Annotated in this window: 29 protein-coding genes; 16 read left to right on the top strand and 13 right to left on the bottom strand. The window is 63.2% G+C overall.

The features are described from left to right. Positions 1-98 precede the first annotated feature (98 nt). From B3M58_RS02685 to B3M58_RS02660, 6 genes are all read right to left on the bottom strand, one after another. Complete coding sequence (locus tag B3M58_RS02685; protein WP_296217022.1) at positions 99-872, bottom strand: crotonase/enoyl-CoA hydratase family protein; 774 nt, start codon at positions 870-872, stop codon at positions 99-101. A gap of 376 nt (positions 873-1,248) precedes the next feature. After that, positions 1,249-2,160, bottom strand: coding sequence for an SDR family oxidoreductase (locus B3M58_RS02680; protein ID WP_296217021.1), 912 nt, complete (start codon positions 2,158-2,160; stop codon positions 1,249-1,251). A 135-nt stretch (positions 2,161-2,295) separates the two neighbouring features. Next, positions 2,296-3,168 (bottom strand): alpha/beta fold hydrolase, encoded by an 873-nt coding sequence (locus B3M58_RS02675; protein ID WP_296217020.1) that lies wholly within the window; start codon positions 3,166-3,168, stop codon positions 2,296-2,298. Beyond that, positions 3,168-3,950, bottom strand: coding sequence for a class II aldolase/adducin family protein (locus tag B3M58_RS02670; protein ID WP_296217019.1), 783 nt, complete (start codon positions 3,948-3,950; stop codon positions 3,168-3,170). The genes B3M58_RS02675 and B3M58_RS02670 overlap by 1 nt, the downstream gene beginning before the upstream one ends. A 124-nt stretch (positions 3,951-4,074) precedes the next feature. After that, on the bottom strand, positions 4,075-4,542 hold the full coding sequence (locus B3M58_RS02665) for a cupin domain-containing protein (RefSeq protein WP_296217018.1): 468 nt from the start codon (positions 4,540-4,542) through the stop codon (positions 4,075-4,077). Continuing rightward, positions 4,542-4,994 (bottom strand): flavodoxin, encoded by a 453-nt coding sequence (locus B3M58_RS02660; protein ID WP_296217017.1) that lies wholly within the window; start codon positions 4,992-4,994, stop codon positions 4,542-4,544. Before B3M58_RS02660 ends, B3M58_RS02665 begins: the two co-directional genes overlap by 1 nt. Positions 4,995-5,095: 101 nt before the next feature. On the opposite strand from B3M58_RS02660, the gene B3M58_RS02655 reads away from it, so the two are divergent. Next, positions 5,096-5,554: a PAS domain-containing protein gene (locus B3M58_RS02655; protein ID WP_296217016.1), complete on the top strand. Its 459-nt coding sequence runs from the start codon at positions 5,096-5,098 to the stop codon at positions 5,552-5,554. Positions 5,555-5,610: 56 nt separating this feature from the next. Then, positions 5,611-6,237 (top strand): PilZ domain-containing protein, encoded by a 627-nt coding sequence (locus tag B3M58_RS02650; protein ID WP_296217015.1) that lies wholly within the window; start codon positions 5,611-5,613, stop codon positions 6,235-6,237. Positions 6,238-6,942: 705 nt separating this feature from the next. Here B3M58_RS02650 and B3M58_RS02645 read toward each other — a convergent pair. After that, positions 6,943-7,896 carry a MerR family transcriptional regulator gene (locus B3M58_RS02645; protein ID WP_296217014.1) on the bottom strand — a complete coding sequence of 318 codons (954 nt, stop codon included), beginning with the start codon at positions 7,894-7,896 and terminating at the stop codon, positions 6,943-6,945. A 91-nt stretch (positions 7,897-7,987) separates the two neighbouring features. Here B3M58_RS02645 and B3M58_RS02640 point away from each other — a divergent pair, with 91 nt between their 5' ends. The 7 genes from B3M58_RS02640 to B3M58_RS02610 all read left to right on the top strand — a co-directional run bounded on the left by B3M58_RS02640 (position 7,988) and on the right by B3M58_RS02610 (position 11,839). Further along, a complete protein-coding gene (locus B3M58_RS02640; RefSeq protein ID WP_296217013.1) occupies positions 7,988-8,413 on the top strand; it encodes a thiol-disulfide oxidoreductase DCC family protein in 426 nt (141 codons plus the stop codon). A gap of 129 nt (positions 8,414-8,542) precedes the next feature. Next, a complete protein-coding gene (locus B3M58_RS02635) occupies positions 8,543-9,109 on the top strand; it encodes an antibiotic biosynthesis monooxygenase (protein WP_296217012.1) in 567 nt (188 codons plus the stop codon). 309 nt (positions 9,110-9,418) lie between these two features. Further along, entirely contained in the window at positions 9,419-10,129 is a 711-nt protein-coding gene (folM, locus tag B3M58_RS02630) for a dihydromonapterin reductase (RefSeq protein WP_296217011.1), read from the top strand. A gap of 22 nt (positions 10,130-10,151) precedes the next feature. Then, entirely contained in the window at positions 10,152-10,712 is a 561-nt protein-coding gene (gene folE, locus B3M58_RS02625; protein ID WP_296217010.1) for a GTP cyclohydrolase I FolE, read from the top strand. Between the two features lie 2 nt (positions 10,713-10,714). Next, a complete protein-coding gene (folX, locus tag B3M58_RS02620; protein ID WP_296217009.1) occupies positions 10,715-11,086 on the top strand; it encodes a dihydroneopterin triphosphate 2'-epimerase in 372 nt (123 codons plus the stop codon). A 121-nt stretch (positions 11,087-11,207) separates the two neighbouring features. After that, the gene (locus B3M58_RS02615; protein WP_296217008.1) at positions 11,208-11,501 is read left to right on the top strand and encodes a DUF1244 domain-containing protein; all 294 of its coding nucleotides are present in this window, start codon (positions 11,208-11,210) and stop codon (positions 11,499-11,501) included. Next, positions 11,498-11,839, top strand: coding sequence for a HopJ type III effector protein (locus tag B3M58_RS02610; protein WP_296217007.1), 342 nt, complete (start codon positions 11,498-11,500; stop codon positions 11,837-11,839). Before B3M58_RS02615 ends, B3M58_RS02610 begins: the two co-directional genes overlap by 4 nt. A 124-nt stretch (positions 11,840-11,963) precedes the next feature. On the opposite strand, the gene trxB is transcribed toward B3M58_RS02610, so the two are convergent. After that, positions 11,964-12,911, bottom strand: a complete 948-nt coding sequence (gene trxB / locus B3M58_RS02605; RefSeq protein WP_296217006.1) for a thioredoxin-disulfide reductase — start codon at positions 12,909-12,911, stop codon at positions 11,964-11,966. Between the two features lie 247 nt (positions 12,912-13,158). Here trxB and B3M58_RS02600 point away from each other — a divergent pair, with 247 nt between their 5' ends. From B3M58_RS02600 to B3M58_RS02590, 3 genes are all read left to right on the top strand, one after another. Then, entirely contained in the window at positions 13,159-15,153 is a 1,995-nt protein-coding gene (locus B3M58_RS02600) for a sensor domain-containing diguanylate cyclase (RefSeq protein WP_296217005.1), read from the top strand. Positions 15,154-15,229: 76 nt separating this feature from the next. Next, complete coding sequence (gene cysZ, locus B3M58_RS02595) at positions 15,230-15,985, top strand: sulfate transporter CysZ (protein WP_296217004.1); 756 nt, start codon at positions 15,230-15,232, stop codon at positions 15,983-15,985. Between the two features lie 15 nt (positions 15,986-16,000). Beyond that, entirely contained in the window at positions 16,001-17,203 is a 1,203-nt protein-coding gene (locus B3M58_RS02590; protein WP_296217003.1) for a glycosyltransferase family 4 protein, read from the top strand. Between the two features lie 135 nt (positions 17,204-17,338). On the opposite strand, the gene B3M58_RS02585 is transcribed toward B3M58_RS02590, so the two are convergent. From B3M58_RS02585 to B3M58_RS02565, 5 genes are all read right to left on the bottom strand, one after another. After that, positions 17,339-18,448: an NADH:flavin oxidoreductase gene (locus B3M58_RS02585; protein WP_296217002.1), complete on the bottom strand. Its 1,110-nt coding sequence runs from the start codon at positions 18,446-18,448 to the stop codon at positions 17,339-17,341. A gap of 55 nt (positions 18,449-18,503) precedes the next feature. Continuing rightward, positions 18,504-19,097, bottom strand: a complete 594-nt coding sequence (locus tag B3M58_RS02580; protein ID WP_296217001.1) for a TetR/AcrR family transcriptional regulator — start codon at positions 19,095-19,097, stop codon at positions 18,504-18,506. A gap of 106 nt (positions 19,098-19,203) precedes the next feature. Continuing rightward, positions 19,204-19,941 carry a nitroreductase family protein gene (locus B3M58_RS02575; protein WP_296217000.1) on the bottom strand — a complete coding sequence of 246 codons (738 nt, stop codon included), beginning with the start codon at positions 19,939-19,941 and terminating at the stop codon, positions 19,204-19,206. Positions 19,942-20,115: 174 nt separating this feature from the next. After that, positions 20,116-20,598 (bottom strand): glutathione peroxidase, encoded by a 483-nt coding sequence (locus B3M58_RS02570; protein ID WP_296216999.1) that lies wholly within the window; start codon positions 20,596-20,598, stop codon positions 20,116-20,118. A 149-nt stretch (positions 20,599-20,747) separates the two neighbouring features. Beyond that, on the bottom strand, positions 20,748-21,233 hold the full coding sequence (locus B3M58_RS02565; RefSeq protein ID WP_296216998.1) for an FKBP-type peptidyl-prolyl cis-trans isomerase: 486 nt from the start codon (positions 21,231-21,233) through the stop codon (positions 20,748-20,750). 192 nt (positions 21,234-21,425) lie between these two features. Here B3M58_RS02565 and B3M58_RS02555 point away from each other — a divergent pair, with 192 nt between their 5' ends. The 4 genes from B3M58_RS02555 to B3M58_RS02540 all read left to right on the top strand — a co-directional run bounded on the left by B3M58_RS02555 (position 21,426) and on the right by B3M58_RS02540 (position 26,330). After that, positions 21,426-21,683, top strand: coding sequence for a DUF3565 domain-containing protein (locus B3M58_RS02555; protein WP_296216997.1), 258 nt, complete (start codon positions 21,426-21,428; stop codon positions 21,681-21,683). After that, on the top strand, positions 21,684-22,871 hold the full coding sequence (locus B3M58_RS02550; RefSeq protein WP_296216996.1) for an acetate kinase: 1,188 nt from the start codon (positions 21,684-21,686) through the stop codon (positions 22,869-22,871). A 105-nt stretch (positions 22,872-22,976) separates the two neighbouring features. Then, entirely contained in the window at positions 22,977-25,070 is a 2,094-nt protein-coding gene (gene pta / locus B3M58_RS02545) for a phosphate acetyltransferase (protein WP_296216995.1), read from the top strand. A gap of 342 nt (positions 25,071-25,412) precedes the next feature. Then, positions 25,413-26,330, top strand: coding sequence for an acyltransferase (locus B3M58_RS02540; RefSeq protein ID WP_296216994.1), 918 nt, complete (start codon positions 25,413-25,415; stop codon positions 26,328-26,330). Positions 26,331-26,639 lie beyond the last annotated feature (309 nt).

Below are 26,639 nucleotides of genomic sequence, written 5' to 3'. Positions count from 1 at the left end.
TCCACCCTACAACGGCAGGTTGCAGCCGGCCCCGTGGGAGGGGCTTTAGCCGCGAAAGACTGGAAACCGCGTTCGCTGGCGGTGGGCTGAAGCCCGCCCTACGCGTTGGGTTTGCCTTGGCGGCCCTGGCCGGCGGCGAAGCGTTTGGCGCCGGCTTGGCTTTCACCGCTGTCGATCACCGCCATGCCGCCGCGAAACTCGTTGGCGATGGCCTCGGTCAGCGGCAAGTTCCACTGCGCATAGGTGCTGGCGCGGTCGGCCAGCATGCAACGCGGCGGAAAAGCGGCGATCGCCCGCGCCAATTGCTGCGCGGCCGCCAGGGCCGAGCCGGCCGGCACCACACGATTGACCAGCCCCATGCTCAGCGCTTCCTCGGCCAGTACCGCACGGCCGGTAAGAATCAGATCCAACGCCCGGCCCTGGCCGATAATGCGCGGCAGGCGCACCGTGCCACCGTCGATCAGCGGCACGCCGAAGCGCCGGCAAAACACCCCGAGCACCGCGTTGTCGGCCATCACCCGCAGGTCGGCGAGCAGCGCCAACTCCAGGCCGCCGGCCACCGCATGGCCTTCGATGGCGGCAATCAGCGGCTTGCTCAGGTGCAGGCGACTCGGCCCCATGGGGCCGTCGCCGTCGACCTCCAGGCGATTGCGCCGCGCATCGCCAGCAGCCATTGCGCCCAGATCGGCGCCCGCGCAAAACGTCCCGCCTGCGCCAGTCAAGACCGCGACTTGGGCCTGCTCATCCGCTTCGAAGGCGCGCAACGCGGCAGCCAAGGCCTCGGCAGTCGGCCGGTCGACGGCGTTGCGTACTGACACGCGGTCAATCATCAGGGTGGTGACCGCGCCGTTTTTCTCGACGATAACGCTCATGACTGACTCCTACGGGCTGCATTCGATGTAGCGGCCGCTGGCCGCGATTGGAGCTTTCGCGGGCATGCCTCGCTTTTACACGGCATGCCAACTCATGTTGCAAAAGACTGATCGCCAAAAAGCCAAAAGCCGGCAGTTAGCCGGCCTTCACCTTAACAGGCTGTTGAACAACCACCGGCGTTGCCATCGCGGCGTCGCGGAATGCTCATGTACAACTGGTGCACTCGAGTGCGAACCCAGTCCGCGTCCTCGCCTGTTTTTGTCGGGGGTGCCTAGCCTTGCGCTAGCTGCCTCACCAACGCTTTTCAACGACCGGTTAAAGCCCTGCGCGGTGGAAGTCAGCCCACTGGCCGATTCCCCCGCCAGGCTGGCGCGATCAGAGGGCGAATTTTTGCAGGTTCACCATCATCTCTTTCAGTGCCTCGACGTTATCGGCCGGGTGCGCGGCGCCGTCAAAATCACAGATCTGCTGCCAGTGCGCGGCCACGTCTTCCGGGCTGAAGCCTTGGCGCGGATCGAAACCGGCGCCGAGGCTGCGTTCCCAGCGCACCTTGCCGATCCAGCCGCCGCCGACTTCGAACAGCCCGGAGGTTTCCGCGCAGGCCTGGCTGGCCAGGTACACCACCAGCGGGCTGACCAGCTCGGGCTTGAGCTGCTCGAACACCTGCGGCGGGATCAGCCCTTCGGTCATACGCGTGCCGCCAGTGGGGGCGATGGCGTTGACCAGGATGTTGTTCTTGCGGCCTTCGATGGCCAGGGTACGGGTCAGGCCATACAAACCGAGCTTGGCCATGCCGTAGTTGGACTGGCCGAAGTTGCCGTAGATGCCCGAGGTCGAAGCGGTGAAGATCACTCGGCCATAGCCCTGCTCGCGCATGTGCGGCCAGGCCGCGCGGGTGACCTTGTAGGCGCCTTCGACATGCACCTTGTAAACCAGGTCCCAGTCGGCGTCTTCCATCTTGTGGAAGGTCTTGTCGCGCAGGATGCCGGCGTTGTTGACCACCACATCGATGCGACCGAAGGTGTCCAGCGCGCACTGCACGATCTTCTCGCCGTCGGTCACCGAGTCATGGTTGGCCACGGCAGTGCCGCCCGCCTCGCGGATTTCCGCGACCACGCGGTCGGCAGCCGAGGCATTGGCGCCTTCGCCATGGGTGCTGCCGCCGAGGTCGTTGACCACCACCTTGGCACCGTGCTTGGCGAATAGCAGGGCGTGGGCACGACCCAGGCCGCCACCGGCTCCGGTGACGATCACGACTTGGTCTTGAAAACGGATGGCTTCGCTCATGGAATGGCTCCTTGGCAGGTTGGCAAAGCATCGAGTGTCCAGCAGGCGAACCGCGGTCACAATCAACACGCTCAGCGCTGAATAGTGCTCGATAAGACAGTGGGATGATGGCACTCACCCCATCATGCGCCCTACTTATAACCCCTGTCGAAAGGCCAGGTAATGCTCCAGCACCTGCTCGGGCGCCTCGGTCTGCGGGTAGTGGCCGATGCCCGGCAACAGCACGGTGTCCGGCGCGGGAATCAGTTCACGGTAACGCGCCACCATATGCGCCCCGGAGATCGGGTCGACGGCACCATCGATCACCCGCAACGGCACGCCGCCGCGCTGCATCGCCGCCACCCAGCGCTCGCGCTGCACGCGACGCTCCGGCATGTAGCGGATCAGCCGGTGCATCACCCCTGGCCCGTCGTTGTGCGCAATCAACTGCCAAAAATCATCCAGTTCCTGGGCGCTGGGCTGGGTCTGCGGGCCGAACACCTTGGCGAAGTTGGCGGCCAGGCTGTTGCGCGAGAACAGCTTGCCAATCAGCGGCCCGAGGGGGCTAAGCAGGAGTTTCTGCACCAGCACCGGGTGATGCGTCTCGGGGAACAGCCCACCATTGAGGAACACGCAACTGGCCAGTTGGATGCGCCCCTGGTGATGCCGCGCCAGCAACTCCTGGGCCACGCTGTCGCCGTAGTCGTGCGCCAGCACATGCAGCGGCCCGTCCACGCCCAGGTGCGCGAGCAGCGCCTGTTGCAGGTCTGCCTGCTCCAGCAGGCTGTAGGCATGCCCACGCGGCTTGGCCGAATCGCCGAAGCCGAGCATGTCGCAGGCGATCACCCGGTAGCGCTGGGCCAGCGCTTGCCACAGGTAGTGCCAGTCCCAACTGGCGGTGGGAAAGCCGTGGATCAACAGCAGCGGCTCGCCCTCCCCGGCCGTCCAGTAACGGATCGCGTGGCCGCGGAAGTCGAAGCCTTGGCCCTGGGCGCGCCACTGCGCCAAAGCGATGCCTGGCAAGGCCATCAGTGCGCGTAACCGGGCATTTGCTGGTCGAGCTTGCGCAGCAGCGCCGGCCACGGCAAGGCGCCGCCCATGCCCTGCGAACTCTTCATCACCCCGGCAACCATGGCCTTGGCGCCATCGAGGACCTGCTGCGGAATATGGATCAATTCGCCACCGCCGCTTTGCGCCATCACCTGAATCTCACAGGCGCGCTGCAAGGTAAACATCATCAGGAAGGCATCGGCAATGCTATTGGCGGCGGTGAGCAGGCCATGGTTGGGCAGGATCATGAAGTTCTTGTCGCCGAGGTCGGCCTGCAAGCGCGCCTTCTCGTCGTGGTTCAGCGCGACGCCTTCGTAGCCGTGATAGGCCAGGCTGGCGAGGACGAACAGCGACTGCTGCGACAACGGCAGCAAGCCCTGTTTCTGCGCCGACACGGCGATCCCGGCGGCGGTATGGATGTGCAGCACACAGGCGACCTCGTGACGCACCTCATGCACCGCACTGTGGATGGTGTAACCCGCCGGGTTGATGTCGTAGGGGCTGTCCAGCAACTTGTTGCCGGCCAGGTCGATCTTCACCAGGCTGGAGGCGGTGATCTCATGGAACATCAGGCCGAAGGGGTTGATCAGAAATTCTTCGCAGCCCGGCACCTTGGCCGAGATGTGGGTGAAGATCAGATCGTCCCAGCCGTACAGGGCGATCAGTCGGTAGCAGGCGGCCAGGTCGACGCGGGTCTGCCATTCGGCGGCGGACACCTGATCCTTGAGGCTCAGAGCGGGCAAAGCGTGGGCTACGGTCATGGCATGCACCTCGGCACTTTTTGTTATGAAGTGCCAAGGAGTCTAGCGAGGGATGGGTTAAAGGTGAGTCGCCCTGGCAGCCAGCTTAGTGACTGTGCGAGTCAGCGCGTCAGCTGGCAGCGACTCAAAACAGCTCGGGAAACTGCCCGCGCAACAAGGGCCAGGTGCGTTGCGCCTCGGCGTCAGCGCTGAGCAGACGGAAGCCGGCGAAATCGAAACCCGGCGCCACCGTGCAGCCGACCAGGGTGTAATCGCCCAAGCTGCGCGCCGCCTGCCAGGCATGCGCCGGCACCGCGCGCTGCGGCAGTTGCCCGGCGGCCACCGGGCCGAGGCGCTGCGCCACAATCGCCGTGGGCGACTCGGCAACCAGCAGTTGCAGCGGCGCGCCTTCATGAAAATGCCACAACTCGTCGGCATCCACCCGATGCCAGCGGCTGACCACGCCCGCCGGCAGGAGAAACAGGATGGCCGTGGAGCACAAACGACCGTCGGCCTGGCGCTGCGCCGACTCGAAGACACGCCGGTAAAAGCCGCCTTCGGGGTGCGCCTGCAGTTGCAGCGCCTCGATCAGTGCCACGGCACGCGGGTGCATCAGCCGTTCAGCACGGCGATGAACTCGGCCAGCCAGGGCTCGGCGTCGCTTTCCGGGGTGACGCTTTCGCTGCTGTCCAGCCGCAGCATGGCGACCACTTCGCGAATGCCCAGCTCGGCATACAGCTCGCGCACCAACTCGCCGCCGCCGCAGAAGGTGTCGCCATAGCTGCTATCGCCCAGGGCCAACACCGCGCCCGGCAGGCCGCTCCAGGCGGGCAGGCTGTCACGAATGGCGTAGTACAAGGGTTGCAGGTTATCCGGCAGTTCGCCCATGCCGGTGGTCGAGGTCACCGCCAGAAATGCCTCGGGGGCGAAGGCCTGGATATCCGCCAGGCTTGCACGCGGGTTGTGCCAGGCCTGGAAACCGGCATTGCTCAGCAGACGCTCGGCATGCCGGGCGACTTCCTCGGCCGTGCCATACACCGAGCCGGACAGAATGGCGATGCGCATAAAAACTCCGAAACATAGAGAAAACGCCGGGCATTATGCCGCAAGTAGACAGCCCGCCCGGATGTTTTAGAATGCAGCGACTTGGACTGGGATATCGCCTCATGATCAACGCCAAACTGCTGCAACTGGTGATCGACGCATCGAACGACGGCATCGTGGTTGCCGAGCAAGAGGGCGACGACAACATCCTCATCTATGCCAACCCGGCCTTCGAAAAACTCACCGGCTACGCCAGCGAAGACATCCTCTATCAGGATTGCCGCTTCCTCCAGGCCGGCGACCGCGACCAGGAGGGCCTTGCCGCCATCCGCGAAGCGGTGAAAAACCACCGGCCGTGTCGGCAAATCATCCGCAACTATCGCAAGGACGGCACGCCGTTCTGGAATGAGCTGTCGATCACCCCAGTGTTCAATGAGGGTGACCAGCTGACCTACTACATCGGCATCCAGAAAAATGTCACCGAACAGGTGCAAGCGCAGGACCGGGTCAAGCTGCTGGAGGCGGAGATCGCGGCCCTGCAAGCGGAGCTGGCCCAGCTGAGAACCCGACCACAGGCATAAACCAATAGCGAACTTTGCTGTCTGAGAAGGTCTAGCCCTTCGCGCAGAATTCGATCATGCAAGACCAATCCTTACTCACCCAGGCTGAACTGGAATTCATCCAGCACCTGCACAGTCAACCGGTCGCAACCAAGCGTAAGCCCGCCCCTAACTTGCAAGTCGATGCCGGCGGCCAGCTGCAAGCGCTGCTGGCCTACTGTGCCGCCAACGAGCAGTTGACCATCGATGCGCATTTCGCCAATCAACGGCTGACCTTTACCGCGCACCTGACCGAAGACGCGCAACACACCCAGCACCTGGAACTCGGCACGCCGCAGATTTTCGAGGAAGGCCCGGCCAGTCGCGCCTGGCGGTTGCCGCTGACGCCGGCCGTGGCCCTGCGCCAACGCAACGCCGCACTCAGCGATCTGTGGGTACACGACGTGTCGATGAGCGGCCTGCTGATCGAATACCGCGGCACCCGTGAAGCGCCGAAGCACTTCAGCTTGATCCTGCCACTGGTCGAGCATAAGCCAATCGCCATTCAAGGCACGTTCGTGCGCAGAACCGCCCGCGGCTTATTGGCCTATCGCCTCGAACCACTCGACAAGCGCGGCAGCGAACGCTTGCAGCAGTACATCTATCAGCAGCACCGGGTGCTTTATCCACACGCCAGCGACCCAAGTCGCGCGCTGAAACCGTAAAGCTCCTTTGCGCGCGGAACGTGGCAAACCCAGGGCTGGGTGCCCATTACGTGCGGCATGAGCAGTCAGGCTTGTGTGCGGCCTTGGCCGCGAGCTAGTCAGACGACGCATCGAGGCGCTTGAGTGCAGTAGCCCGAGTACACCGCAAAAAAAGACCCGCACGTGGCGGGTCAAGTTTTGCAGGGGCTGGCCCCACAACGCGGGATAAAAAGATCCGATAGCCGAAAGTACGGAGAGGGATGGCTATCGGATTGCGCAGTCGTTAGGCGGAAAACGCCTTTTCATAAACACCATCAGCGTCGATTCCCTGACCTACACATGCGCCGCGCCCGGATTAACGGTGAGCCAACGCATCAACGGGTGAAGTAGCCATGCACCGTGCGAGCGCCGCTCGACCCGAGCGTTCGATTCAGCGAGGCCAATGGTCATGCGCACCTTCGTAAATACGCACGGTACACATATCGCGAAGAGGCGCAGTAATCAGTCATATGGCGGTATCTTTAGCGGTACAAAGCGAATTTATTTGTACAGCACAAAAATATGTATAGCTTTTGTATAGAAAAAATCAACCATCGGCAAGATTTATTTGTACAAACCGTACAACTATATGCAGCACTGGCATGCATGGCGGGCAGCTCGATACGCAGCCATCGTCTCGGTGGACGATGGCCGGTTGAGGCAGAAAGGAGGGGGACGCGACGGGAATCAGGTATCCAGGTGACCGGCCAGAAACTGCTGCAAACGGCGCTGCATCAAACGCCCTTCATTGCCCAGGCAGGCAATCGGCGAACCACTCAAGCTGTCCTCCGCCAGATCGGCACCGTCACCGGCAAGCACCAACGGGCAATCCAGTGCCAGCGCCAAACGTGACAACAGACGCGGCAGATCGTCACTCGGCGGCTGGTTGGAGAACAGCACCAAGGCCTGCGGCTGCATTTTTTCGCAGATCAGCGCCAGCTCTTCCAGCGGCTGACCCAAGCCCAATACGCTGATCGCGACATCCGAACTGCTCAGCAACAAACCGGCGACCAGCAACTCCAGCTCGCGGCAATGGCCTGGCAACGCGGCCAGCAACACACGCTCCTCGACCTGGGTGCGGAAGATTTGCAGGCGCTGCAAGGTACGCGCACGCAGGAAGGTATCGAAAAACAGCCATTCGCTGGTCTGGCCGAATTCGTCCTGACGAATCAGCAACTCCTGCCAGAGCGGCATGAGAATGTCCTGAAACACCACCGGCAGCGGGTAGCTGGAAAATACCTGGCCGTACAGGCGATCCAACCTGACCTCGTCGAAGGCACTGATCGCCCGGCGTAGCTGGGTCTGCCACTCGGCCCACTCGCCCGAGGTAACTTCCTCGTATACCGGGGCACTGGCAGCCTTGGTCAAACTACTTTTAGCGAGGATCTTGCCAACCTTGCTGACCGAGACGCCACGTTCGATCCACGCCAGGATACTGCGCACCGACTCGATATCGGCCTGCGAATACAGGCGATGACCACTGTCGGTGCGGGTCGGCTGGATCAACCCATAACGCCGCTCCCATGCCCGCAATGTCACCGGGTTGACCCCGGTCAACCGGGACACCTCGCGGATAGGAAATAACTCTTCCTGCTTGAGGGCACTCGAAACGAGGGACGATGCACCAACGAGATTGGACATAGGAGGAGGGATCGCAACGAAAATGTTGCCGGCATTGTAACTCAGCTGCCTGCGGCTTACATTGTACAAAACATGTACAGCGAGCTAGACAATGCCCCTCACCGCGCACTGGCCACTCACCTTGTATTACGACGGCAGCTGCCCGCTGTGCGCACGCGAGATACGTCTGCTGCGCCGACACGCCGATGCACAACGCCTGCGCCTGGTCGATATCAGCGCCGCCGACTTTGCCGCGCAACCGCTCGGCCGCTCTCGCGCCGAACTGGAAAATCGCCTGCATGCGCGGTTTGCCGACGGCCGCTGGGTCACCGGCCTCGACGCTACGCTATGGAGCTGGCGAGCCGCCGGGCTGGGGCGCTGGGCAACCCCGCTGACCTGGCGTCCACTGCGGCCTTTGTTTGAACTCGGCTACCGCCTGTTCTGCCTCATCCGCCCGCGCCTTGCCTGGCTGCCGCACCCGGACGGTGCAAAACGCTGCCCCCCCACCCAACGCGATCACGGCCCGCGCTGCGGTTGATGCTGCGCTGGCTAATTACGCAGAAAACGGAATAATCCTTGCCTGTCTTTTCTCGCCACGCACTACCCCGCGCGGCGTGTTGCGCATGACCCTACCCGGGTCGCGCGCCTGGTTTAATGGAGATACACAATGTCTGCAGAACCCGTCACCCTGATGGTGGCGCGCCGCGTTGCCAGCGGACGCTACGACGACTTCATCGCCTGGCTGCGCGAAGGCGAACACCTGGCGACCGACTTCCCCGGCTACCTGGGCTCTGGCGTACTCGCACCGCCGCCGGATGGCGACGAATGCCAGATCGTCTTCCGCTTCGCCGACGAAACCACCCTGGCCGCCTGGGAGCACTCTGTTTCGCGGCGAACCTGGCTCGAACGCGGCAGCGGCCTCTTCGCCCAACCCCAGGAACAACGCGCCACGGGTCTCGACGCCTGGTTTGGCGCCGCGTACCGGCAACCGCCACGCTGGAAGCAAAGCATTGCCATCTGGCTGGCATTCTTCCCCATCTCGCTGGCCTTCAACTTGCTGTTCGGCAACGCCCTGGCCGACTTCTCCCTGGTCGCTCGCGTCTTGCTCAGCACCTTGGCCCTGACGCCACTGATGACCTACCTGTTCATCCCCTTGGCGACTCGCCTGCTGGCTCCCTGGCTGCATGCCGGACGCGCCAACCTGTTGCGCCGCGCCAGCGTGGATGGGCGCTGATTCAACGCGGCGCCATGGTGCCGAGCACGCCGCGGCATAACCGCTGCGGCGCACACCCAGCACAAAGCTGTACAAGCACTCACTTTTGTACACCATAAAAACAAGTTATCCAGCGCCTCGCCTTCCACAAAAAAGTCATACAGCTCAACAAAATAGGCAAATACCCCACTAGCCGCGCAGTACCCCCACAGCGCGCATGGTTGTACAAGACACGATGCTGGTATAACTTTGTAGTCACTTCAGCTACCGCCGCGCCTGACTGTCGCCGCAGCGGTGCTGAACTCACTCATCTTCCCTTGTGAGCCTGTCATGAGCGCGTCCTCTGCCCCAATTCTGATCACCGGCGCCAGCCAGCGCGTTGGCCTGTATTGCGCAGAACGCCTGCTCGACGACGGTTACCAGGTGATCGCCACCTACCGCCGCGAGCGCGACGGCTTGGCCCGCCTACGCGAACGCGGGGCACTGGTCTTGCACGCGGACTTTGCCAACGAAGCCGCCATCCTCGACTTCATTACCCAGCTGAAAAGCCACACCGACAGCCTGCGCGCCATCGTGCACAACGCATCCGACTGGTTAAGCGAAACGCCCGGCGATGAAGCGGCGGCGTTTCAGCAGTTGTTCAACGTACACATGCTGGCGCCCTACCTGATCAACCTGCAATGCGCCGAGCTGCTGCGGCGCTCGACACCCGCGGACATCGTCCACATCAGCGACGACGTGGCCCGCAAAGGCAGCGCCAATCGTCCTGCCTACTGCGCCAGCAAGGCGGGGCTGGACAACCTCACGCTGTCCTTCGCCGCCAAGTTCGCGCCGCAGATCAAGGTCAACGCCATCGCCCCGGCACTGCTGATGTTCAACCCGCAAGACGACGCCGCCTACCGCGCCAAAACCTTAGAAAAATCCGCGCTGGGCATCGAACCCGGCCCGCATGTGCTCTACCAAAGCCTGCGCTACCTGCTGGACAACCCCTACGTCACCGGCACCACCCTTACCGTGAATGGCGGCCGCCACCTCAAATAAGGTGCGCCGCGAGGACCTATTGATGAACGAACAACTGCCCAATCACTACCGTGAGATTCTCCTCGGGGTCGGTGAAAACCCCGAGCGCGAAGGCCTGCTGGACACGCCGAAACGCGCGGCCAAGGCCATGCAGTACCTGTGTCACGGCTACCAGAAGAGCCTGGAAGAAGTGGTCAACGGCGCGCTGTTCGCCTCCGACAACGACGAGATGGTGATCGTCAAGGACATCGAGCTGTACTCGCTGTGCGAGCACCACCTGCTGCCCTTCATCGGCAAGGCGCATGTCGCCTACATTCCCACCGGCAAGGTGCTCGGTTTGTCGAAAGTCGCGCGCATCGTCGACATGTATGCGCGTCGCCTGCAGATTCAGGAAAACCTCACCCGGCAGATCGCCGAAGCGATTCAGCAAGTGACCAACGCCGCCGGCGTGGCCGTGGTGATCGAAGCCAAGCACATGTGCATGATGATGCGCGGCGTGGAGAAGCAGAACTCGGTGATGAACACCTCGGTGATGCTCGGCGCCTTCCGCGAATCGTGTAACACTCGCCATGAATTCCTGCAGCTGATTGGACGGAGCAAGTAGTTATGCCGCGCTTGGAACCTGGAATGGCACGGATTCGCGTCAAAGATCTGCGCCTACGCACCTTTATCGGAATCAAAGAAGAAGAGATCAACAACAAGCAGGATGTGCTGATCAACCTGACCATCCTCTATCCGGCGGTGGACGCAGTGCGTGACAACGACATCGACCATGCGCTGAATTACCGCACCATCACCAAGGCGATCATCCAGCACGTCGAAGGCAATCGCTTCGCCCTGCTTGAGCGCCTGACCCAGGAGATCCTCGACCTGGTGATGGAATACCCGGCAGTGCGCTACGCCGAGGTGGAGGTCGACAAACCGCATGCCCTGCGCTTTGCCGAATCGGTGTCGATCACCCTCGCCGGCCACCGCTGAGCCGACCCCGACGCCCATTGCAGACCGCCCGGCGCACTCACACGCCGGGCCATTGCCGCCAACCCAGCAGGCTCTTATCATCGCCGGCATCGTTACCCAGCCTGCCCTTGAGAGCATCGCCATGACCGAGCAAGAACGCCTCGAACTCGAAGCTGCGGCCTTCCGCAGCCTGGTTCAACACCTGCGCAGCCGTCCGGACGTGCAGAACATCGACCTGATGAACCTCGCCGGTTTCTGCCGGAACTGCCTGTCCAAATGGTACAAGGCCGCCGCCGACGACATCGGCGTGGCGGTAAGCCCCGACCAGGCCCGCGAAGAGATCTATGGCATGCCCTATGCCGAGTGGAAAGCCAAGTACCAGCAGCAGGCCAGCACCGAGCAGCAAGCAGCGTTCACCAAAGGGAACAAACCATGACCGCTCTGACTGACTTTCGCGCGCGCCTGCGCAGCGAGCACTTCACCTTTGCCGAAACCCTGGCGTTTATCGCCGCACACTATGACTACCAGCCCAGCGCGTTCAACAACGGCGGCGTGGAAAATCCCGCAGGGCAGAACGAAGGCTCCTGCAAGACACTGGGCCTGGCCCTGCTCGAAGGCCTGAGCCTGGAAGAAAGCCTGCTGTGCTTCGGCGAACACTACCGCAGCGTGCTGGCCGCCCCGCAAGGCACCGACCACGGCAACATCCGCGCGCTGATGGCCACCGGCCTGGCCGGCGTACGCTTTAGCCAGCCAGCGCTCACGCGCAAAGCCTGAGCCACGCTGGCTGGCTGGTTTGGCGCGCAATCCCCAGGTGTCCGCGTTTCATCTGCGCCAGCGGCCTCCTAGCTGACGCACAAAAAGCCCTGCACGTGGCGGGGCGTTTTTATTGCGCTGACCGTTACTGCCCGTCGAGGTAACGCTCGACATCCAGCGCCGCCATGCAACCGGCACCTGCGGAAGTAATCGCCTGACGGTAAACATGGTCGGCCACATCGCCGGCGGCGAACACCCCGGGGATGCTGGTGGCGGTGGCATTGCCGTCACGCCCGCCGTTGACCACCAGGTAACCGTCCTTGAGGGCCAATTGGCCGTCGAACAACGCAGTGTTCGGCGTATGCCCAATGGCGACGAACAGACCGTCGACCTTGAGTTCGTCAAAGCCGCCAGCGTTGTTCTTCAGCCGCACGCCGGTAACGCCCATGGCGTCGCCCAGCACCTCGTCGACCTCGGCATTCAGCTTGAGCACGATCTTGCCTTCGGCCACCCGCGCTTGCAGCTTGTCCTGCAGGATCTTCTCGGCACGGAAAGTCTCGCGGCGGTGCACCAGGGTCACCTTGCTGGCGATATTGGCCAGGTATAACGCCTCTTCCACCGCGGTGTTACCGCCGCCGACCACCGCCACATCGCGGTTGCGGTAGAAGAACCCGTCGCAGGTGGCGCAGGCCGATACGCCCTTGCCCATCAACGCCTCTTCGCTGGGCAGCCCCAGGTAGCGAGCGCTGGCGCCGGTGGCGATGATCAGCGCATCGCAGGTGTAAGTGCCGCTGTCGCCAACCAGGGTGAAGGGTTTGCCAGCCAGGTCCACGGCATTGATGTGGTCGTAGACGATCTCGGTCTCAAAGCGCTCGGCATGCTCCTGCATGCGCTGCATCAATGCCGGACCGGTGAGGCCGTGCACATCGCCCGGCCAGTTGTCGACTTCCGTCGTGGTGGTCAGTTGGCCGCCCGCTTGCAGGCCGGTGATCAACAGTGGTTTGAGGTTGGCGCGAGCCGCATAGACTGCGGCGCTGTAACCGGCCGGGCCGGAACCGAGAATGATCACCCGGGCATGACGTGCTGCAGACATAACAAACTCCTACCGACCGGCGCCGGTGCGAATAAAAAGGGGCGACCCCAGCACGTGGGGAGCACGTTGTAGTAACGCAAGCCCCGCAAAAGGAACAGCTTGAGAGCGTGCTGCGCAAGCTACCCAGGCGTGGCCGATTAAGGAAATATCGTTTCCCAATCCACTGCATAGATAGCGGCTATGAATGCGTGACAGGCGGCGCCCGGGGCTATACTGCGACTGTCGCCCCTTCTTGTAGCTGACCGGCATGACCCTGCGTAAACGCCTGCTCTGGCTCTTCGCTCCGCTTCTGCTGCTCACGCTGCTGATTGTCTATGTCCTCTCCGAACGTATCCTGCTGGTGCGCTTCGACCGTGAAGATCGCAACCGTCTGTTGGTCCAGGCCGAACAGCTGCGCAGCCTGATTGGCCACAGCCTGCAACGCAACATGGCGTTGTCGCGCAGTTACGCCTGGTGGGACGACAGCTACCGTTACCTGCTCGATGGCGAGCCCGCCGACTTCGGACAACGCAACCTCGACCCGACGCAACTGGCCAACCTGGACTTCGATTTCATGGTGTTTCTCGACCGCGACGGTCGAGTGGTCACCGAACAATGGGCGCAGCCCAACCTGCTCGACCTGCTGCCGATCGGCCAGGAGCGTCCGCGCAGCCCAGACAGCCTGCGCGCCGACATCCTCGCCCGTAGCCGCACGATCGGCAGCCTGGCGCATGCCAACGATGCCGCCCACCAACTGGGCCAATTGTTGCTGATCCAGGGCGTTCCGCTGCTTCTGGTCAGCCATGCCGTGAGCAACAGCCAGGGCAGCGCCGACCCGGTAGGCACCTTGCTGGCCGGTCACTTTCTCGACGGACAACGCGTGGAAAACCTGCAAAGCCAGGTCGATGGCGTGTTGCGCCTGCTGCCCGCCGGGGAGGAGGAGCGCACCTGGCGTTACCTCGACACCACCCAACACGCCGCGGACTTACAGATCCAGATCAGCCCGCGCCGCTTGCTCGACGCGCAGCGCCAGCAGGTCGAACTGCTGTTTCGCGACGTCCGTGGCCAACCGCAGTTACGCCTGCAAATCACCAAGCCGCGGCTGCTCTACCAGCAGGGTCGCGAGGCCATTCGCTACTTTCTGGCGATCGCCCTGCTGGTTGCTTTCAGCGCCATGCTGCTGGTCTACCTGGGCTTGGAATTCTGGGTATTGCGCCGCGTCCAACGCCTGCATCAGGAAGTCTCGGGGATCGGCCGCGATGCACGCCTGCCGCGCCTGAGCGACCTTGGCGAGGATGAACTCGGCCGCCTGAGCAGCGCCTTGAATCGCATGCTCGAACGCCTGGAGCAGAGCGAAGCACGCGACCGGGCGATTCTCGACTCGATCCAGGACGGCTATTTCGAGATCGACGCCAGCGGCAAGATCCTCAAGGTCAACCGTGCCCTGGAGCAATTTCTCGGCTACCCGAACGATCACATGATCGGCCGCTCCTTCGAGGAGGTGCTGAGTGCCGAAGAAGTCGAGCGCGCCCGCAAACAGTTCGCCCAGGCACGCCAGGAGCGCGGCAGCGACAACGACAGCGGCACCACTACGTTCGCCGCACCGTTCAAGCGACACGATGGCAGCCTGGCCTACTTCGAAACGCGCTTCTCGATGCTGGAAAATGCCCAGGGCCGTTTTGCCGGTTACCGCGGCATCCTGCGCGACATCAGCGACCAGGTGGCGTACCAGAACCAACTGCTCGACCTGGCCTACCGCGACCCGTTGACCGGCCTGAATAACCGCAAGGCCTTCAGCGAGCAGCTCAACGTGGCCCTGGAGCAGGCCCGGCAGCAGTGCAGCCCGCTGGCCTTGCTGTACCTGGATCTGGATCGCTTCAAGGAGGTCAACGATCGCTTCGGCCACGATGCCGGCGACGCCCTGTTGATCGCCATCGCCGAACGCCTGCGCAACAGCCTGCGTCAGCCCGACCGTCTGTACCGCCTGGGTGGCGACGAGTTCACCCTGCTGATGCCCGACGCCACGGTCGAGTCGGCGCAAAAGCTCGCCGAGCGGTTACTCAGCGCCCTGGCCGAACCCTTCGAACTGGCGGGCATCATCGTCGACTTCGTCACCCCGAGCATCGGCATCGCCCTCTATCCGCAGCATGCGCAGGAAGCCGAAGCGCTGATCAAAGCTGCCGACAACGCCATGTACCAAGCCAAACAGGAGCGCAATCGCGCGTGCCTGTACGACGCCACCACGCAGATGCTGCTCAATTGAGCCGCCGCAGCGCAGGCTTTCCCCTGTCAAACAAAATCGGTAAGGTCGGCGCGACTTTCATTTGGCGGAGACCCCTATGCCTGCTCCCGTGCTGTCTGGCCCGCAATACCTCAGCGAAGGCCTGAAACTGGTGCTGAGCCCCGGTTTGCGGCTGTTCGTGCTGTTACCACTGACCATCAACCTGATTCTCTTCGTCGCCCTGGTTGGCTTCGCCATGCAGCAGTTCGGTGGCTGGGTCGATACCTTTATGCCGAGCCTGCCGAATTGGCTGAGCTTTCTTGAATACATCCTCTGGCCGTTGTTCGTGGTGCTGGTGCTGCTGATGGTGTTTTTCAGCTTCACCATGCTGGCCAATATCATCGCCGCGCCGTTCAACGGTTTTCTCGCCGAGAAAGTTGAAGTGGTGGTGCGTGGCGAAGACAACTTCCCACCCTTCAGCTGGGCCGAACTGGCCGCCATGGTGCCGCGCACCCTGAGCCGCGAACTGCGCAAGCTGAGCTATTTCCTGCCACGCGCCATCGGCCTGCTGATCCTCTCCTTTATTCCGGTGGTCAACCTGATCGCCGCGCCGCTGTGGCTGCTGTTCGGTGTGTGGATGATGGCCATCCAGTACATCGACTACCCCGCGGACAACAACAAGATGAGCTGGCAGGACATGCTCGCCTGGCTTCGTGAAAAGCGCTGGCAGAGCCTGGGTTTTGGCGGCATCACCTACGCGGTGTTGCTGATCCCCTTCGTCAACATCCTCATGATGCCGGCCGCCGTGGCCGGTGCCACCTTGTTCTGGGTGCGCGAACGCGGCGAACACGCCGTCACAATTTCGCCACGTTGATGTCACATTGGCTACATGGCGGCAGCCGACACTGCTGCCATGAGCACACCTTCTCTGCGTATCGCCCTGATCACTGAAACCTTCGCGCCGGAAATCAATGGCGTGGCCAACACCCTCGGGCGCTTGGTCGATGGCCTGCGCGCGCGTGGCCACCACGTGCAACTGGTACGCCCCCGACAGAACAGCGACCCAGCGCCCAAAAGCGATGACCACCTGCTGCTGACCCGCGGCTGGCCATTGCCGGGCTATCCGGGGTTGCAGTGGGGCCAGTCGGCGCTGCACAAACTGTTGCGCCGCTGGAAACTGCAACGCCCGGACGTGCTGTATATCGCCACCGAAGGCCCGCTTGGGCTGTCGGCCCTGCGCGCCGCACGGCGCCTGCGCATTCCTGTGGTCAGCGGCTTTCACACCAATTTCCAGCAGTACACCGGGCATTACGGCATTGGCTTGCTGACCCGCGCGCTGACCAACTACTTGCGCTGGTTCCACAACCGCACGCACATGACCCTGGTGCCCAGCGCCAGCCAGAATATCGAACTGGAGCGCCGCGGCTTCGAGCGCCTGGCCCTGCTCGCGCGCGGCGTCGACGGGCAACTGTTCCATCCGGCCAAGCGCTCGGCGCCGCTGCGCCAGAGTTGGGGGCTGGATGACGATGGGATTGCCGTGCTGCACGTTGGCCGCCTGGCCCCAGAGAAGAACCTCGGCTTACTGGCCAAGGCGTTCCGTGCCTTGCAGGCCGCCTATCCGCAACGCACGCTGAAACTCATCCTGGTCGGCGACGGCCCGCAACGCGCCAGCCTGCAACAGCAACTGCCGGACGCCGTGTTCTGCGGCCTGCAACGCGGTGAAGCATTGGCTTCGCATTACGCCTCGGGCGATCTGTTCCTGTTCCCCAGCCTCTCGGAAACCTTCGGCAACGTGGTCCTCGAAGCCCTGGCCTGCGGCCTTGGCGTGGTGGCGTTCGATCAAGCGGCGGCGGCCCAGCATATTCGCCACGGACACAACGGCGCCCTGGCCGTGGCGCAAGACCAACAGGGATTTATCGACGCCGCCAATTGGCTGCTGGAAGATCCGGAAAGCCTGCGCCGGGTACGTCTGAACGCCCGCCAGCATGCCGCGCGCCAGGGCTGGGCGGCGATTGTCGAACGGTTCGAGCAGCACCTGCGCAGCGCCCTGCTCCGCGCGCCCGAACTACCCGCCGGGCGCCCCCTGCCCTGACTCGGTGCCCCTATTGATCCGGTCTTTCAATGTCTTGATTTGCGTAGGCTGGGTACTTAGCGACGAAAAAAAGCCCCGATGGGCCGGGGCTTGAGGAGGGGCGCGCCGTTATGCGGCGCACCGGGGAAGCGGGGATCAGACCAGGCTCATCAACGCGGCGCGGCTGAACGGCAGGATGTCGCCTTCGCGGCCATCACGCACCTTGACCGCCCAATCCGGGTCGACCAGCAGGGCGCGGCCCACGGCCACCAGGTCGAACTCCTGCTTGTTCAGACGCTCCAGCAGGTTTTCCAGGCTGGCCGGCTCGGCAACCTTGTCGGTGTTGACCATAAATTGCAGGAATTCGCCGTCCAGGCCGACGCTGCCGACGGTGATGGTCGGCTTGCCGGTCAGTTGGCGCGTCCAGCCCGCCAGGTTCAGCTCGGAACCGTCGAATTCCGGCTCCCAGAAACGCCGGGTCGAGCAGTGGAAGATATCCACGCCGGCGTCGCTCAGCGGCTTGAGGAAGGCTTCCAGGGCTTCCGGGGTTTCCACCAGACGCGCGCTGTAGTCCTGCTGCTTCCACTGCGAGAAGCGGAAGATGATCGGGAAGTCCGGGCCCACGGCGGCGCGCACGGCCTGGATCAGCTCGATGGCAAAGCGCGAACGCTGCGCCAGGTCACCACCGTATGCGTCGCTGCGCTGATTGCTGCCGGCCCAGAAGAACTGGTCGACCAGATAGCCGTGGGCGCCGTGGATTTCCACACCGTCCATGCCAATGGCCTTGGCATCCTTGGCGGCCTGGGCGAAAGCGGCGATCACCTCGTTGATGTCGTCCTGGGTCATGCCATGCACAACCACGTTGCCTTCTTTGATCTTCTCGCTCGGGCCGTAGCCGGGCACGCTGGCGTCCGGCTCGGTGCCCAGCTTGCGTACATTACCCACGTGCCAGAGTTGCGGAACGATCTTGCCGCCTTCGGCGTGCACCGCCTCGACCACTTTCTGCCAGCCGGCCAGGGCGTCTTCGCCGTAGAAGCGCGGCACGTTCGGGTAACCGTTGGCGGCCTTGTGGCCGACCGTAGTGCCTTCGGTGACGATCAGGCCAACCCCTGCTGCAGCGCGGCGCCGGTAGTACTCGATGACCTTGCTGTTGGGTACGCCGCCCGGGGAGAAGGACCGGGTCATCGGGGCCATGACCACGCGGGTCGGCAGCTCCAGATTGCCCAGGGTGAAGGGTTGGAACAGCGCTTTAACGGGATCGGTCATCATCATTCCTCGGGGCGGCCAGGCGACCGCGACTGGTTAAACAGGGGGGTAACGATCAGGCCTGCAGCAACAGCTGCAAGCGCTGGATAAAGTCTTCGAGTACGCGGGTATTGCTCGATACCTTGAGGCGGGTCAGCGCGCCTTGCCAGGCATTGGCGATAAAGCTCGCCAGGTTGCGACAGTCCTCGTCGGCACGCAGTTCGCCCGCGGCCTGCGCCTGCTCCAGACAGCCTTGGAGGATGTCCGCCGAGCGTTGCAGAATCGCATCCACTTGCAGGCCCAGGCTCGGCGACAGTTCGGCCATCTCGAAGCTCAGGCTGCCGATAAAGCAGTGGTACTCCAGACGTTCCTGACGGGCGAAGTGCTCAACCAGCTCGCCGTAGTAAGCCAGGATGCGCTCGCGCGGGCTTAGCGCCGGGTTGGCCAGGGCCTCGGCATAACGCTGCAAGCGCGGCTGATAAACCTCTTGCAGGGCTTGCAGGGCAAAGTCTTCCTTGCTCGCAAAGTAGTGGTAGAAGGAGCCTTTCGGTACCCCCGCCGCCTGGACGATTTCCTGCACGCCGGCGCCGTGATAACCACGGCGGGTCATCACCTCGGCGCCCTTGGCGAGGATCAGATCACGCTTGTCGAGTCGAATGCTGGAGTTCATGCCGGCAAGAATATGACCGGTCGTCTCGCCTCGCCCAGCACTATTGATTTGCGTGATTAAGCATCAGAACCTCAGGCCAGCGCGCAGCCGGACGACGCTTAACCCCCTACAGCCAGGTCACGTGCTGCTCCAGCGGAAAACGCAGGCGCGGGTTGTAGATGCCCTTCTCTGCCGGTTTGCCCACCGCCAGCAACATGATTGGCAGGGCCTGACGCGGAATGTCCAAGGTCTGGCGCAGGCGCACCTCGTCGAAGCCCTCCATCGGACAGGTCGCATAACCATGGCTTTGAAACGCCAGCATCAGGTTCTGCGCCGCCAAGGCCGTGGATTTCACCGCCCAGACGCGCATCTGCGCCTGGCTGTTCGGCGTGCGCATCAGCGGTTTACGCAGGGCCGCAAAGCGCACTAACTGACGCTTCAGCAAACCCAGCAGGCCGAACGGCCCCTGGTTGTACTGAAAGGGAGCGGTTTTCGCGTAGAAGCTGCGAATGCGTGCCGGCACATCGGGCTCCGGCCAGTAGCTGACGATGTTGGCGCAGGCTTGCCGCCAGGTATCCGGGCGCGCCAGCACGGCGATGATCAGCGGTGCCTTGGCGGCATTTTGGCTCATGCACACCGGGTGCAAACGGGCCAGCAACGCCGGCTCGCGAATCACCTGAAAACTCCAGGGCTGCAAGTTGCAGGAGTTGGGCGCAAGCACCGCCAACTCCAGGCAATCGCGAATCACCGCCTCCGGCACCGCGGCATCGGTGAAGCGGCGTACGGCGCGGCGGCTCTCGATCAGTGCACGCAGGGCCGCGGGTGAGGCATGGCTGGGCGGATCATCGTGGGGGAAATGGGTCATCGGCGGCGTCCTCGGCAAGTCGAGCGATTAAGCCGCCGGGCGTGCTGCCGAACAAGCGCCAATAGCAGAAAAGCCGCAGCCTTGGCGCATATGCCATAAGAGCGTGTCTAAGTGCCGGCGCATCCGCCAGGCGCTCCAAGGCGCCGCTTAGGACCGCACCGGCGCGTTCGGGAATTAGCCGAGGGCTTTCTCGATAGCCTGGATCAGCGCCGGATCGTCCGGCGCGGTACGTGGTGAGAAACGTGCCAGCACGCGGCCGTCCTGAGCAACCAGAAACTTTTCGAAGTTCCAGGTGATGTCGCCGGGAAATTCCGCGCCCTCGCCGGCCAACAGCCGATACAGCGGGTGACGCCCCGCTCCGTTGACCTCCAGCTTGCTGCCCAGCGGGAAGGTAACGCCGTAGTTCAGGCTGCAAAACTCGCGAATCGCCTGCTCGCTGTCCGGTTCCTGCCCGGCAAACTGGTTGCACGGCAGGCCAAGCACGGTAAAGCCCTGGGCGTGGTACTGCTGATAGAGCTTTTCCAGGCCGGCGTATTGCGGGGTCAAACCGCATTTGGACGCGACATTGACCACCAACACCACCTGCCCCTTGAAAGGCGCCAACGGCAAATCGTGACCATCCAGCGCACGCAGATTCAGGTCGTGAAAGGCACTCATGACTAACTCCTTGAGAACGCAATGGATTACGCGCAGGGGACAAAAAAGGCGCCTCTAAAAGGCGCCTTTCGGTAGTGTCAGCTTAGCAGTCAGCGGCGTGCGTGGAACGACCATAAGTCGTTTTGCAGCCCTGACATACGGGCTGTGGATCAGTGGTGGTGACCACCTTCGCCATGCACATGACCGTGTGCGACTTCTTCTTCGCTGGCGTCGCGAATGGCCACGATCTTGACCTTGAAGTTCAGGCGCTGACCGGCCAGCGGGTGGTTGCCGTCAACGATCACGTCGTCGCCTTCGAGCTCGCGAATGGTGACGATCTGCATGCTGCCGTCCGGGCCGGACGCATGGAACTGCATGCCGACTTCCAGCTCGTCGACGCCTTCGAACATCGAGCGGTTGAGAGTCGCCACCAGCTCGGCGCTGTATTCGCCATAGGCATCTTCCGGCTCGACGGCAACATCCAGCGCGTCACCGACTTGCTTGCCGAGCAGAGCTTTTTCCAGACCGGCGATGATGTTGCCGGCACCGTGCAGGTAAACCAGCGGCGCGCCGCCAGCGGAACTATCGATCACCTCACCGGCATCGTTGGTCAGGGTATAGTCGATGGAGACGGCCTTATTGGCGGCGATCAGCATGGGGCGAGACCTTTTGCATAGGAATAAAGAACGGGCAAGTTTAACCAAGGGTGCGCGCGAAAGCGAACCGAGCGCTGACGGACGGCCAAGCACCGGCCCGGTAAAAGTTGCGCGGCGATGCCCGCGTTATGCCCGCTGCCTTCTGGGCCAGCAGCGGATAAGGGCGGCGGACATGCCGCGCCGGTGTTGCTGATGCGCCGGCCTCGCGTACTAACCCGTTTACTTGATTTTCGTCAGGACGAAGACGGCCACTGGGTGGCAGTCTTGTCCTGCGGCCATACTCAACACCTGCGCCACCAGCCGCCCTGGCAGAATCGCGACTGGGTACTCGACCCCGCGCAACGCAAGGCGCGGATCGGCCAACACTTTGCGTGTGGCTGGTGCGCCGCCGCAGCGGCGAACCTTGCGGCCGACAGCGCAGACCCGATTGCAGCAGACAAGGAGCCGTAAATGCCCGCACGCAATATCCTGGTGATCAACTGCGGCAGCTCGTCGATCAAGTTCGCCCTGGTCAACGAAGCGCATTCACAATTCCCCCTGAGCGGCCTGGCCGAACGCCTGGCCAGCCACGACGCAGTGCTGCAATGGCAACGCGGCGGCGAGCAGGACAGCCTGATGATTCCCAATGGCGACCACCGCGCCGCCCTCGCCCAACTCTTGCCGCTGGTGCACAACGCCGCAGGCGGCAAGCTGCATGGCATCGGTCACCGCGTGGTGCATGGCGGCGAGCACTTCACCGCCGCCAGCCGCCTGGATGACGCCACCCTGCAAGCCATCCGCGCGACCGCGCCGTTGGCGCCGCTGCACAACCCGGCCAACCTGCTGGGCATCGAGGCGGCGATGAAGCTGTTCGCCAACCTGCCGCAGGTGGCGGTGTTCGACACCGCCTTCCACCAGACACTGCCCGAACACGCCTTCCGCTACGCCCTGCCGGAGCACCTTTACCGCGAACATGGCGTACGCCGTTATGGCTTTCATGGCACCAGCCACCGCTTTGTCAGCCACCGCGCCGCCGAGCTGGCGGGCCTGGCGATCGGTGACAGCAGCTGGCTGGTGGCGCACCTGGGCAACGGCTGTTCCACGTGCGCCATCGTCAATGGCCAGAGCCGCGACACCAGCATGGGCCTGACCCCGCTGGAAGGGCTGGTAATGGGTACCCGCAGCGGCGATATCGACCCCAACCTGCACGGCCACCTGGCCCGTACGCTGGGCTGGAGCCTGGAGCAGATCGATAGCCTGCTCAATACGCAAAGCGGCCTGCTCGGTCTGTCCGGCCTGTCCAACGACATGCGCAGCCTGGAGAAAGCCCGCGACCAGGGCCACGCGGGCGCCACCCTGGCCATCGAAGTCTTTTGCTACCGCCTGGCGAAATCCCTCGCGGCCATGAGCTGCGCCCTGCCGCAACTCGATGGGCTGATTTTCACCGGCGGTATCGGCGAGAACTCACCGCTGATCCGCAGCAAAACCGTGGCCCACCTCAAGCTGCTCAACCTGGCTCTGGACAAGGAAGCCAACGCGCGCAACATCCGCGGCGTCGGTGGGCCGATCCACGCCTACGGCCACCCGCGCGTGCTGGTGGTGCCAACCAATGAGGAACGGCAAATCGCCCTGGATACCCTGGCCTTGCTCGATACCTGACTCGTTATGTACGCCGGGCGACGGCAGTGGATTGGCTTGAAACGCCACGCGCCGCACTCCGCGCCAACCTGCCTGTAGCCGCCGCCTGACACGATTGGAGAATCCATGCACACCTTCTTTATTGCCCCCAGCGGTTTCGGCGTCGGCCTTACCTCGATCAGCCTCGGCCTGGTCGGTGCCCTGGAGCGCGCCGGCCTCAAAGTCGGCTTTTTCAAACCCATTGCCCAGCCACATCAAGGCGACGCCGGCCCGGAGCGCTCCAGCGAGTTGATCGCCCGTACCCACGGCCTGCACTCGCCCACACCGCTGGCCCTGGCGCATGTCGAGCGCATGCTCGGCGATGGTCAACTGGACGAGTTGCTCGAAGAAATCATCAGCCTCTACCACCAGGCCGCCGCCGATAAGGACGTGGTGATCGTCGAAGGCATGGTGCCGACCCGCCAGGCCAGCTATGCCGCGCGGGTCAACTTCCACCTGGCCAAGAGCCTGGACGCCGAGGTGATCCTGGTCGCGGCACCGGAGCAGGAAAGCCTCAGCGAACTGTCCGACCGCGTGGAGATCCAGGCGCAACTGTTCGGTGGGCCGAAAGACCCGAAAGTGCTCGGTGTGATCCTCAACAAGATCCGCAGCGAGGACGGTACCGAGGCCTTTGCCGCGCGCCTGAAAGAGCTCTCGCCCCTGCTCAAGACCGACGATTTTCGCCTGCTCGGCTGCCTTCCCTGGCAGGACGAGCTGAACGCCCCGCGCACCCGTGACATCGCCGACCTGCTCGGCGCCCGCATACTCAATGCCGGCGATTACGAGCAGCGGCGCATGCTCAAGATCGTGCTCTGTGCGCGCGCCGTGGCCAACACCGTGCAGCTGCTCAAGCCCGGCACCCTGGTGGTGACGCCGGGGGATCGCGACGACATCATCCTCGCCGCCAGCCTGGCCGCGATGAACGGCATGCCGCTGGCCGGCCTGCTGCTGTGCAGCGACTTCGCCCCCGACCCACGCATCATGGAACTCTGTCGCGGCGCCTTGCACAGCGGCCTGCCGGTGATGACGGTAAGCAGCGGCTCCTACGACACCGCGACCAACCTCAACCGGCTGAACAAGGAAATCCCGGTCGACGACAAGGAGCGCGCGGAAAAAGTCGCCGACTTCGTCGCCAGCCATATCGACCACGACTGGCTGCGCGCCCGTTGCGGCACCCCGCGCGAGCTGCGCATGTCGCCGCCGGCGTTCCGCTATCAGCTGGTACAGCGGGCCAAGGCGGCGAACAAACGTATCGTTTTGCCCGAAGGCAGCGAACCGCGCACCGTACAGGCCGCTGCCATCTGTCAGGCGCGCGGCATCGCCCGCTGCGTGTTGCTGGCCAAACCGGATGAGGTGCAGGCGGTGGCCCGCGCGCACGGCATCGAACTGCCGCCCGGGCTGGAGATTCTCGACCCGGAGCTGATCCGCGAGCGCTACGTTGCGCCGATGGTCGAGCTGCGCAAGGGCAAGGGCCTGAATGCGCCGATGGCCGCCGCGCAGCTGGAAGACACGGTGGTGCTGGGCACCATGATGCTGGCCCTGGACGAGGTCGACGGCCTGGTCTCCGGCGCCATCCACACCACCGCCAACACCATCCGCCCAGCCCTGCAACTGATCAAGACCGCGCCGGGCTACCAGCTGGTGTCGTCGGTATTCTTCATGCTCCTGCCGGGCCAGGTGGTGGTGTATGGCGACTGCGCGGTGAACCCCGACCCGACAGCGGCGGAGTTGGCGGAAATCGCCCTGCAGAGCGCGGCGTCGGCGGTAGCCTTCGGCATCCCCGCACGGGTGGCAATGCTCAGCTACTCCACCGGCGACTCGGGCAGCGGCGAAGAAGTGGAAAAGGTCCGTGAGGCCACCCGCCTGGCCAAACAGCTCGATCCCGAACTGCTCCTCGACGGCCCCTTGCAGTACGACGCCGCCGCCATCGACAGCGTTGGTCGGCAAAAAGCCCCGAACAGCCCGGTCGCCGGACGCGCCACGGTGTTTATCTTCCCCGACCTGAATACCGGCAACACCACCTACAAAGCCGTGCAACGCAGCGCCGACTGCGTCAGCGTCGGGCCGATGCTGCAAGGCCTGCGCAAGCCGGTGAACGACCTGTCGCGCGGCGCGTTGGTCGACGACATCGTCTACACCATCGCCCTCACCGCGATCCAGGCAGCCAACTTGCCGCACTGAGCGGCTCATGGCTGTGCGCAGCCCCCACGGCGGACAAGCCCGGGATGTCCGCCCGCATGCGCGTTTGGCGCCCGTTACAGCGCGAACCAAGCGCAAGCTGCACCCGACATGGCGAAGCCTTGTCCAGCACGGCGTCCCGCAAAAACCAAGCACCTCGAACGCCCGGGCAAACGGACGAAATTACGCCAACACGCGGCGATAAGACGCGATTACCAACGTTTCGCCGGGCTTGCAGTTCAATACGCAGGCGTTAACCTGTGCGCCGACCGAACCGTGATGGACCATCGCGGGCTAAGAACGACGCGGGGCATTCGCCCCCCCTTTTTGGAGGCCTCTGCCCCCATGCTGCATTTCCTGCCTGCTCCCTTGCGTGGCCTAATCGGTGCCAGCCTGCTCGCCCTGAACACCCTGTTCTGGTGCTGGCCGCTGTTCACCGTGACCCTGCTGAAAATCTGCCTGCCATTTGCCGCCGCGCAGCGCATGTGCACCTGGCTGATGAACTTCATCCACGAAGCCTGGATCAGCTGCAACAAGACCTGGATGAACCTGGTGGGTAAAACCCGCTGGCACAGCGACGGTTTACAGGGCCTGGATTACCAGCACTCCTACCTGGTCACCAGCAACCACCAGAGCTGGGTCGACATCCTGGTGCTGCAATACCTGCTCAACCGGCGCATCCGCCCCCTGAAGTTCTTCCTCAAGCAGGAGCTGATCTGGGTGCCGGTGATTGGCTTGTGCTGGTGGGCGTTGGGCTTCCCCTTCATGAAGCGCTACTCCAAGGCCTACCTGGCCAAATACCCGGAGAAAAAGGGCAAGGACCTGCAAACCACCCGGCGTACCTGTGCCAAATTCCGCAACACCTCGGTGGGCATTTTCAACTTTCTCGAAGGCACCCGCTTCAACCCTGCCAAGCATGCTGCGCAACAGTCGCCGTTCAAGTACCTGCTCAAACCCAAGGCCGGTGGCATCGCCTTCGTGCTCGACGCGATGGGCGAGCAGTTGCACAGCATCGTCAACGTCACCATCCATTACCCGCAAGGCAACCCAGGCTTCTGGGCGCTGCTCAGTGGCGAGGTCAAGGATGTGGTGGTGAACTTCAAGGAGCTGCCGATTCCAGCAGCGTTTATCGGCAACAACTACGACCAGGACGATAGCTACCGCTTGGCGTTTCAACAGTGGGTCAACCAACTGTGGGAAGAGAAAGACGCCGAACTGGCGCTGCTGCATCGGCAATATGCCACGCAGCAACGGCAGCACTAAGAACCTGTTCAAAGTCTGCTGCGCTTCGGCCCTGCTGCGTTAAAAACAGGCTCAGAATGCTCATTTACAGCTCGTAAACTGCGCTTCTTCGCCTGTTTTTGCCTTGCAGGTCTCTAGCTCGCGAGACTTTGAACACGCTCTAAGCGGCGAACGGTTTACCCTCGCGCACAAAAGGCTCTGTACCCGTTAACTGTTAATGCAGACCGCCATCACGTGGGAGCGGCTTTAGCCGCGAAATATCTTCAGTTTTCAAAGATTTTCGCGGATAAATCCGCTCCCACAACAGCGCGGCTTCTCCTGCAACACGTC

The organism is Pseudomonas sp. UBA2684 (assembly GCA_002354655.1).
Taxonomy (GTDB): Bacteria; Pseudomonadota; Gammaproteobacteria; order Pseudomonadales; family Pseudomonadaceae; genus Aquipseudomonas.
The sequence above is the reverse complement of the archived record's forward strand: the minus strand, read 5'-3'. Positions and strand labels throughout refer to the sequence as shown.

Coding starts and splice junctions, on each gene's coding strand:
- B3M58_RS02685 (WP_296217022.1), bottom strand. CDS start 872: ATGAGCGTTATCGTCGAGAAAAACGGCGCGGTCACCACCCTGATGATT.
- B3M58_RS02680 (WP_296217021.1), bottom strand. CDS start 2,160: ATGAGCGAAGCCATCCGTTTTCAAGACCAAGTCGTGATCGTCACCGGA.
- B3M58_RS02675 (WP_296217020.1), bottom strand. CDS start 3,168: ATGGCCTTGCCAGGCATCGCTTTGGCGCAGTGGCGCGCCCAGGGCCAA.
- B3M58_RS02670 (WP_296217019.1), bottom strand. CDS start 3,950: ATGACCGTAGCCCACGCTTTGCCCGCTCTGAGCCTCAAGGATCAGGTG.
- B3M58_RS02665 (WP_296217018.1), bottom strand. CDS start 4,542: ATGCACCCGCGTGCCGTGGCACTGATCGAGGCGCTGCAACTGCAGGCG.
- B3M58_RS02660 (WP_296217017.1), bottom strand. CDS start 4,994: ATGCGCATCGCCATTCTGTCCGGCTCGGTGTATGGCACGGCCGAGGAA.
- B3M58_RS02655 (WP_296217016.1), top strand. CDS start 5,096: ATGATCAACGCCAAACTGCTGCAACTGGTGATCGACGCATCGAACGAC.
- B3M58_RS02650 (WP_296217015.1), top strand. CDS start 5,611: ATGCAAGACCAATCCTTACTCACCCAGGCTGAACTGGAATTCATCCAG.
- B3M58_RS02645 (WP_296217014.1), bottom strand. CDS start 7,896: ATGTCCAATCTCGTTGGTGCATCGTCCCTCGTTTCGAGTGCCCTCAAG.
- B3M58_RS02640 (WP_296217013.1), top strand. CDS start 7,988: ATGCCCCTCACCGCGCACTGGCCACTCACCTTGTATTACGACGGCAGC.
- B3M58_RS02635 (WP_296217012.1), top strand. CDS start 8,543: ATGTCTGCAGAACCCGTCACCCTGATGGTGGCGCGCCGCGTTGCCAGC.
- folM (WP_296217011.1), top strand. CDS start 9,419: ATGAGCGCGTCCTCTGCCCCAATTCTGATCACCGGCGCCAGCCAGCGC.
- folE (WP_296217010.1), top strand. CDS start 10,152: ATGAACGAACAACTGCCCAATCACTACCGTGAGATTCTCCTCGGGGTC.
- folX (WP_296217009.1), top strand. CDS start 10,715: ATGCCGCGCTTGGAACCTGGAATGGCACGGATTCGCGTCAAAGATCTG.
- B3M58_RS02615 (WP_296217008.1), top strand. CDS start 11,208: ATGACCGAGCAAGAACGCCTCGAACTCGAAGCTGCGGCCTTCCGCAGC.
- B3M58_RS02610 (WP_296217007.1), top strand. CDS start 11,498: ATGACCGCTCTGACTGACTTTCGCGCGCGCCTGCGCAGCGAGCACTTC.
- trxB (WP_296217006.1), bottom strand. CDS start 12,911: ATGTCTGCAGCACGTCATGCCCGGGTGATCATTCTCGGTTCCGGCCCG.
- B3M58_RS02600 (WP_296217005.1), top strand. CDS start 13,159: ATGACCCTGCGTAAACGCCTGCTCTGGCTCTTCGCTCCGCTTCTGCTG.
- cysZ (WP_296217004.1), top strand. CDS start 15,230: ATGCCTGCTCCCGTGCTGTCTGGCCCGCAATACCTCAGCGAAGGCCTG.
- B3M58_RS02590 (WP_296217003.1), top strand. CDS start 16,001: ATGGCGGCAGCCGACACTGCTGCCATGAGCACACCTTCTCTGCGTATC.
- B3M58_RS02585 (WP_296217002.1), bottom strand. CDS start 18,448: ATGACCGATCCCGTTAAAGCGCTGTTCCAACCCTTCACCCTGGGCAAT.
- B3M58_RS02580 (WP_296217001.1), bottom strand. CDS start 19,097: ATGAACTCCAGCATTCGACTCGACAAGCGTGATCTGATCCTCGCCAAG.
- B3M58_RS02575 (WP_296217000.1), bottom strand. CDS start 19,941: ATGACCCATTTCCCCCACGATGATCCGCCCAGCCATGCCTCACCCGCG.
- B3M58_RS02570 (WP_296216999.1), bottom strand. CDS start 20,598: ATGAGTGCCTTTCACGACCTGAATCTGCGTGCGCTGGATGGTCACGAT.
- B3M58_RS02565 (WP_296216998.1), bottom strand. CDS start 21,233: ATGCTGATCGCCGCCAATAAGGCCGTCTCCATCGACTATACCCTGACC.
- B3M58_RS02555 (WP_296216997.1), top strand. CDS start 21,426: ATGCGCCGGCCTCGCGTACTAACCCGTTTACTTGATTTTCGTCAGGAC.
- B3M58_RS02550 (WP_296216996.1), top strand. CDS start 21,684: ATGCCCGCACGCAATATCCTGGTGATCAACTGCGGCAGCTCGTCGATC.
- pta (WP_296216995.1), top strand. CDS start 22,977: ATGCACACCTTCTTTATTGCCCCCAGCGGTTTCGGCGTCGGCCTTACC.
- B3M58_RS02540 (WP_296216994.1), top strand. CDS start 25,413: ATGCTGCATTTCCTGCCTGCTCCCTTGCGTGGCCTAATCGGTGCCAGC.